The sequence below is a fragment of the Burkholderia sp. Se-20378 genome (assembly GCF_017104665.1).
Taxonomy (GTDB): Bacteria; Pseudomonadota; Gammaproteobacteria; order Burkholderiales; family Burkholderiaceae; genus Burkholderia; species Burkholderia lata.
In genome coordinates this window covers 1-7,132 of sequence record NZ_JAAGPG010000439.1, presented here as the reverse complement: position 1 = coordinate 7,132, position 7,132 = coordinate 1, and the positions used below count along the sequence as shown (strand labels likewise).

Annotated in this window: 7 protein-coding genes and 1 tRNA gene; 5 read left to right on the top strand and 3 right to left on the bottom strand. The window is 64.4% G+C overall.

Annotation, left to right across the window (positions count from 1 at the left end; genetic code table 11):
* The 3 genes from G3N93_RS30600 to G3N93_RS30590 form a co-directional block, all read left to right on the top strand.
* On the top strand, positions 1-261 hold a 261-nt coding region (locus G3N93_RS30600), incomplete at its 5' end, for a gamma-glutamyl-gamma-aminobutyrate hydrolase family protein (protein WP_206134625.1).
* Between the two features lie 12 nt (positions 262-273).
* Complete coding sequence (locus G3N93_RS30595) at positions 274-1,611, top strand: glutamine synthetase family protein (RefSeq protein WP_174941807.1); 1,338 nt, start codon at positions 274-276, stop codon at positions 1,609-1,611.
* A gap of 28 nt (positions 1,612-1,639) precedes the next feature.
* On the top strand, positions 1,640-3,025 hold the full coding sequence (locus G3N93_RS30590; protein ID WP_206134624.1) for an aspartate aminotransferase family protein: 1,386 nt from the start codon (positions 1,640-1,642) through the stop codon (positions 3,023-3,025).
* Between the two features lie 233 nt (positions 3,026-3,258).
* Here G3N93_RS30590 and cysC read toward each other — a convergent pair whose 3' ends face one another.
* A complete protein-coding gene (gene cysC / locus G3N93_RS30585; protein ID WP_241026761.1) occupies positions 3,259-3,801 on the bottom strand; it encodes an adenylyl-sulfate kinase in 543 nt (180 codons plus the stop codon).
* Between the two features lie 358 nt (positions 3,802-4,159).
* Between cysC and G3N93_RS30580 the strand changes: the two genes are divergently transcribed.
* Positions 4,160-4,357: a hypothetical protein gene (locus G3N93_RS30580; protein WP_206134623.1), complete on the top strand. Its 198-nt coding sequence runs from the start codon at positions 4,160-4,162 to the stop codon at positions 4,355-4,357.
* 95 nt (positions 4,358-4,452) lie between these two features.
* On the opposite strand, the gene G3N93_RS30575 is transcribed toward G3N93_RS30580, so the two are convergent.
* Positions 4,453-4,527, bottom strand: a tRNA-Val gene (locus tag G3N93_RS30575).
* A 98-nt stretch (positions 4,528-4,625) separates the two neighbouring features.
* Positions 4,626-5,528, bottom strand: a complete 903-nt coding sequence (locus tag G3N93_RS30570) for a LysR family transcriptional regulator (protein ID WP_089431272.1) — start codon at positions 5,526-5,528, stop codon at positions 4,626-4,628.
* Positions 5,529-5,701: 173 nt separating this feature from the next.
* Here G3N93_RS30570 and G3N93_RS30565 point away from each other — a divergent pair.
* On the top strand, positions 5,702-7,132 hold a 1,431-nt coding region (locus G3N93_RS30565), incomplete at its 3' end, for an acyl-CoA dehydrogenase family protein (RefSeq protein ID WP_206134622.1).

The window sequence follows — 7,132 nt, the reverse complement described above, 5'->3', positions numbered from 1 at the left end:
GACCAGGGCATCGCGCAGCTCGGCGCGGGGCTCGTCGTCGAAGCCAGTGCGCCCGACGGACTCGTCGAGGCCGTCAGCGTGCGCGGCGCGCGGGCGTTCGCGCTCGGCGTGCAGTGGCATCCCGAATGGCGCTACGCGGAACAGCCGCTGTCGCGCGACATCTTCGCGGCATTCGGCGCGGCGTGCCGCGCGCGCATGACGCATCGCATTCATGCAGCCGGTGGCGCGATGGTGTCGCCGGCCGCATCCGACGTCGACTGATAGAGGCCGATCATGCAACCCGAACTGAGCGAATTCCTGCGCCAGCACCGCATCACCGAGGTCGAGGCGATCATTCCCGACATGGCCGGCATTGCGCGCGGCAAGATCATTCCGCGCAACAAGTTCGAATCCGGCGAATCGATGCGCCTGCCGCAGGCCGTGATGGTGCAGACCGTCACCGGCGACTATCCGGAGGACGGTACGCTGACCGGCGTGACCGATCCCGACATGGTGTGCGTGCCCGATCCGTCGACGATCTGCCTGATCCCGTGGGCCGTCGATCCGACCGCGCAGGTGATCCACGACTGCGTGCACTTCGACGGCTCGCCGGTCGAGATCTCGCCGCGCTACGTGCTGCGACGCGTGCTCGACCTGTACAAGGCGAAAGGCTGGCAGCCGGTCGTCGCGCCCGAGCTCGAGTTCTATCTCGTCGACATGAACGCCGATCCCGATCTGCCGCTGCGTCCGCCGGTCGGCCGCACCGGGCGTGCGGAGACCGGCCGGCAGTCGTATTCGATCGAGGCGGTGAACGAGTTCGATTCGCTGTTCGAGGACATCTACGAATACTGCGAGATGCAGGGGCTCGATATCGAGACGCTGATCCACGAGGTCGGCGCCGCGCAGATGGAGATCAACTTCGTGCACGGCGATGCGCTGTCGCTCGCCGACCAGGTGTTCCTGTTCAAGCGCACGGTGCGCGAGGCGGCGTTGCGCCACAACATGTACGCGACCTTCATGGCGAAGCCGATGCAGGACGAGCCCGGCTCGGCGATGCACATCCACCAGAGCCTGGCCGACGCGCGCACGGGGCGCAACCTGTTCTCCAACGAAGACGGTGCGGTGTCGCCGATGTTCCACAGTTATCTCGCGGGGCTGCAGAAGTACACACCCGCGCTGATGCCGATCTTCGCGCCGTACATCAATTCGTATCGCCGCCTGTCGCGCTTCATGGCTGCACCGATCAACGTGCAGTGGGGCTATGACAACCGTACGGTCGGCTTCCGCATTCCGCAGTCAGGCGCGTCGGCGCGCCGAATCGAGAACCGGATCCCGGGCGTCGACTGCAATCCGTATCTCGCCTTCGCCGCGACGCTCGCGGCCGGCTATCTCGGCTTGACCCAGCAGCTCGCACCGACCGAGCCGATCGCGTCGGACGGCTACAACCTGCCGTACCAGTTGCCGCGCAATCTCGAGGAGGGCATCTCGCTGATGGCGGCCAGCACGCCGCTGGCCGGCATTCTCGGCGACAAGTTCGTTAAAGCGTACCTGGCGCTGAAGGACACCGAATACGAAGCGTTCTTCCGCGTGATCAGCTCGTGGGAACGCAGGCATCTGCTGCTGCACGTGTGAGCGTGCGGCACTGTTATCCGGAGGAAACATGACCGATCGAAACGAAGCCCTTTCACCGCATTCGACCGCGGATTACCGCGCGCTCGACGCTGCACACCACATCCACCCGTTTTCCGACATGGGCGCGCTGAACCGCGCGGGCAGCCGCGTGATCGTGAAGGCCGACGGCGTCTACCTGTGGGATTCGGAGGGCAACAAGGTGATCGACGGGATGGCCGGCCTCTGGTGCGTGAACGTCGGCTACGGCCGCAAGGAACTCGCCGACGCCGCGTATCGCCAGATCCAGGAACTGCCGTTCTACAACACGTTCTTCAAGACCACCCACCCGCCGGTGATCGAACTGTCCGCGATGCTCGCGGAAGTCACGCCGAAGGGCTTCAACCACTTCTTCTATTGCAACAGCGGCTCGGAAGGCAACGACACCGTGCTGCGCCTCGTGCACCAGTACTGGCGTGTGCAGGGCCAGCCGCAGAAGAAGTTCGTGATCTCGCGCAAGAACGGCTATCACGGCTCGACGATCGCCGGCGGCACGCTCGGCGGGATGGGTTACATGCACGAGCAGATGCCGTCGAAGGTCGAGAACATCGTGCACATCGACCAGCCGTATTTCTTCGGCGAAGCCGCGGCCGGTGAAACGCCGGAAGCGTTCGGCCTCGCCCGCGCGCAGCAGCTCGAAGCGAAGATCCTCGAACTCGGCGCGGAAAACGTCGCCGCGTTCATCGGCGAGCCGTTCCAGGGGGCGGGCGGCGTGATCTTCCCGCCGTCGACGTACTGGCCGGAAATCCAGCGGATCTGTCGCAAGTACGACATCCTGCTGGTGGCCGACGAAGTGATCGGCGGCTTCGGCCGTACCGGCGAATGGTTCGCACACCAGCACTTCGGCTTCGAGCCCGACCTGATCACGATGGCGAAGGGTCTCACGTCGGGCTACGTGCCGATGGGTGCCGTCGGCATTCACGAGCGTGTGGCGCGACCGATCATCGACAACGGCGAATTCAACCACGGCCTCACGTACTCGGGCCACCCGGTGGCAGCGGCCGTCGCGGTCGCGAACCTGAAGCTGCTGCGTGACGAAGGGATCGTCGAGCGCGTGAAGAACGACATCGGGCCGTATTTCCAGCGCAGGCTGCGCGATGCGCTGGGCAACCATCCGATCGTCGGTGAGATTGCGGGAGCGGGGCTGGTCGCGGGCGTTCAGCTTGCGCGCGACCGGGACCGGCGCGAGCGGTTCGGTGCGAACGTCGATATCGGCACGATCTGCCGCGACTTCTGCTTCAACGGCAACCTGATCATGCGTGCGACCGGCGACCGGATGCTGCTGTCGCCGCCGCTTGTGATTCGCGAGGCGGAGGTCGACGAGATCGTCGACAAGGCGAAGCGCGCGTTCGATGCGACGGCGGAGCGGGTGGGGTAGTCGCGCGACACGTCGCCCGGCGTTCGTGCGGATGCCATTGCGCGAGACGCATGTGGAATTTGTCCCGATCGGGATTTGACGCGCGCGACCGGACGGCTGAGCGGTTTTCTTGCGACAGGGCTTGACGTTACCCGGCACGGAGCATGTCCGTTAATCGTGTCGACCTTTGAGGCGGCACGATTGACGGAGTGCGGTGCGTTACTGATCGGATGCGTGGTAATGAAGGGGCGAGATTACGCGTGCGCGAATCGCTGCCGCTCGAAATTCATGATGAGCGTGACCGACGATGCAATATCCATCGATCCCGTTTCGACGACGAGATCAGGCGTGGTCGGTACTTCGTATGGATCCGAGATGCCGGTGAATTGCGTTGTCTGGCCGGTGATCGCCTTTGCATAAAGCTGCTTCGGATCACGTGCGGAGCAAGTGGCGATATCGGTTTTCAGGTAGACCTCGACGAAGCGATCCACGCCGACGATCTGTCGTGCCCGCTGCCGGTCGGCTTCATAAGGCGAGATCAGCGCGACGATCACCATGAAGCCCTGGCTATTGAGCAACTTGGCGATTTCGGCGGTGCGTCGGCAGTTTTCGGTGCGATCTTCCCGCGAGAAGCCAAGATCGGGAGAAACGCCTGCCCGCAATTCATCGCCGTCGAGGATGCATGTCGGAATATTGCGTGCGCGCAACCGCGCCGCAATTTCGCGCGAGAGGGTTGACTTGCCGGCGCCGCTCAGACCGGTAAGCCACAGGGTGTAGTCGTTCTGCTCTGGGGACATGGGTGTGCAATCTCTATCGCCAACTCTCACCATCGCAAGTCATGATTTCGTGCCTAAATGCGATGCCGATTCGGCTGGCTGTTATTTGGTGTAAGGATTCTATGCATCTGGATTTCTACAAATGTTACAGAAGAATTACCAAAAATTACACTGGCAATTTTCTTTCTTTCGTGTTGAAAGATTTCGTATGACGTAAATGAAATGTCTGAACTTTGTTCGTCCGCTGGACCGGGAGACGGTGTTGATCCGACGGGGCTTGATGCGCGAAGAAATCGGAGATTTTGCCGCTGATAGCTGATTTGCCTGAGTTGCATCCGCCAATACAAGCTAATGGTGTTTGGCGAATCGAGACGCGTCAATGGCCGGGCAGCGTTTGAAGACAGCGTTTCTGCTCCGGCTCCCGATCGGCAGCGTGGCGTTACTGTTGGAAAGCCGCACAGCGTGCCGGCGGGTTCGCTGGATCGACATTGATTTCCTGCGGGCGTCAATCAACGCGCCGGAAACGAAGGAGGTGTCGATCGAAATCGAGATGGCGGATTCGTGGAGGAGGCGATGACTGCCGGTTCACGTGAGTCTGCGCGGGTGGGCCGTGAATTCGGCGCACCAAAACGAAAAGGCCCTGCGTCGTGAGACGCAGGGCCTTGAATTCTTTGGTGGGCGGTACTGGGATCGAACCAGTGACCCCTGCCGTGTGAAGGCAGTGCTCTACCGCTGAGCTAACCGCCCAAAGAAGAAAAGATTATGTCAGGAATTTTGGGGTCTGTAAAGCACTTTCTGCAAATATTTTTCAGATACCCGCACATACCTGCCAGCCGGTCGTGTGCTCAGCCTGCGAGCGCGGGTAGCGCGTCGATCGATGCACGTACGTAATCCGCGAAGCGCAGCGCCACCGGTTCGGTCGTGCCGCTGCGCTTCAGCGCGAGCGTGCGCGATTCGAGCGACGCATCCTTCAGCGGCCGGAACGCGAGCCGCTCGCTCTTCACCTGCTGCAGCACGCGCGGCACGAGCGCGATACCCATCCCGAACTCGATCATCGACAGGATCGTCTGCCACAGCCGTGCCTCGTGGCGGATCAGCGGGCTGAAGCCGGCATTCACGCACTGCGCGATGATCAGGTCGTGATAGTGGGGCGCCGCTTCGCGCGGAAACAGGATGAACGGTTCCGCGGCCAGCGCGGCGAGCGCGACCTGCTTGCGCTTCGCGAGCGGATGCGCGGCCGGCAGGCAGCACACGAACGGTTCCGCATAAACGGGCGTCGATTCGACCTCGGGCGGAAAGTGGCCCCAGTGCGCGTAGCCGAGATCGATCTGGCCGCGCTGGATCGCCTGCACCTGCGCCTGCGTATTCATTTCGCTGAGCACGACCTCGACACCGGGGTAGTCGGCTTCGAAGCGCCGCACCGCATCGGGGAGCCCGCGATACAGCATCGAATGAACGAAGCCGATCCGCAGCCGGCCCGCGAGACCGGACGCGGAGCGCACCGTCAGGCGTTCGGCTTCGGCCGCCTGCAGCAGCAGCCGGCGCGCTTCGCCGAGCAGCACTTCGCCCGCGTTGGTCAGAGCAACAGTCTTGTTGGTGCGCGAGAACAACTGCACGCCGAGCGCGTCCTCGAACTTGCGGATGTCGAAACTCAGCGCCGGTTGAGAGATGAACAGGCGCTTCGCCGCGCGCCCGAAATGCAGCTCCTCGGCGACCGCCACGAAGTAGCGCAACTGCCTCAGTTCCATGGGGTCTCCTCGCGGCGTCGGCATCGATAAGTGATATCTATCGTACCGGATAAATCCTGTATTGGACGCTTATCGATCGCGCGCCTACGCTCTGCGGAAGGCTTTGCACGGGACTGGCCGGGCGCCGCGGCGCCCCCTCCAGCCGACGTACAGGCAACCCAGGAGACGCACGCATGAACGACACAGCTCGCACGCCGGACGCCGGCGCATCCAACATCCCCGACAGCCGGGGCATCAATTTCTTCACTGTCGATCCCGATCTCGGCGCGTTGCTGAAGCTGCATCTCGGCGACGCCCGCTATGCCGAGCTCGAGCCGCGGCTGCACGCGCTCGGCGCACGCGTGTCGGGCGAGCTCGACGAATGGGCATCGCGCGCGGACAAGCACCCGCCCGTGCTCGAGCACCGCAACCGGCGCGGCGAGGCCGTGCAGTGGATCGACAAGGATCCCGCGTATGTCGCGCTCGAACGCGTCGCGTATGCCGAACTCGGTCTCGCGTCGCTGAGCCACGGGGCCGAATCGGTCCCGCCGCTCGTCAAGTACGCGCTGACGTTCCTGTTCGTGCAGGCGGAATTCGGGCTGTGCTGCCCGGTCAGCATGACCGATTCACTCACGCGTACGCTGCGCCGCTTCGGCGATCCGGCGCTCGTCGCGCGCTACCTGCCGATGCTTGCGTCGCGCGATTTCGACACGCTGTACCAGGGCGCGATGTTCATGACCGAGCAGGCGGCGGGTTCCGACGTCGGCCGGATCGCGACGCGGGCGACGCGCGAGACGGACGCGCAAGGCGAGCCCGTCTGGCGGCTGACCGGCGACAAATGGTTCTGCTCGAACGCGGACGCCGATCTCGCGATGGTGCTCGCGCGGCCCGATGGCGCGCCGGACGGCATCAAGGGCCTCGCGCTGTTCCTGTTGCCGAAGACGCTGCCGGACGGCACGCGCAACCGCTACCGGATCGTGCGCCTGAAGGACAAGCTCGGCAGCCGTTCGATGGCGAGCGGCGAGATCGCGCTCGAAGGCGCGCAGGCGTACCTGATCGGCGAGATCGGCCGCGGCTTTCACCAGATGGCCGACATGATCAACATGTCGCGGCTGTCGAACGGCGTGCGCGCGGCGGGGCTGATGCGGCGCGCGCTGAACGAGGCGCTGCACGTCGCCGCGCATCGCGAGGCCTTCGGCCGCAAGCTGATCGAGATGCCGCTGATGCAGCGCCAGTTGCTGAAGATGTTGCTGCCGGCCGAGGCCGCGCGCGCGATGTTCATGCAGATCGCGCTGCTGCTGCCGCAGGCCGATGCGGGCGACGAGCAGGCCGCGCGCTGCGTGCGGATCCTGACGCCGCTGATCAAGTTCCGCGCGTGCCGCGATGCGCGACGTGTGACGGGCGATGCGATGGAAGTGCGCGGCGGCACCGGCTACATCGAGGAATGGAGCGACGCGCGCGTCGTGCGCGATGCGCATCTCGGCTCGATCTGGGAGGGCACGAGCAACATCGTCGCGCTCGACGTCGCGCGGGCCGCGCAGCGCGAACAGGCGCTCGATGCGCTGCGCGCGTTCCTCGGCGACCGCCTCGGCGCCGCGCCGCGGCCCGATGCGAGCCGCGCGGCG

Excerpts from the sequence above, each read along its gene's own strand:
- G3N93_RS30590 (WP_206134624.1), top strand. The coding sequence starts at position 1,640 with ATGACCGATCGAAACGAAGCCCTTTCACCGCATTCGACCGCGGATTAC.
- G3N93_RS30570 (WP_089431272.1), bottom strand. The coding sequence starts at position 5,528 with ATGGAACTGAGGCAGTTGCGCTACTTCGTGGCGGTCGCCGAGGAGCTG.
- G3N93_RS30595 (WP_174941807.1), top strand. The coding sequence starts at position 274 with ATGCAACCCGAACTGAGCGAATTCCTGCGCCAGCACCGCATCACCGAG.
- cysC (WP_241026761.1), bottom strand. The coding sequence starts at position 3,801 with ATGTCCCCAGAGCAGAACGACTACACCCTGTGGCTTACCGGTCTGAGC.
- G3N93_RS30580 (WP_206134623.1), top strand. The coding sequence starts at position 4,160 with ATGGCCGGGCAGCGTTTGAAGACAGCGTTTCTGCTCCGGCTCCCGATC.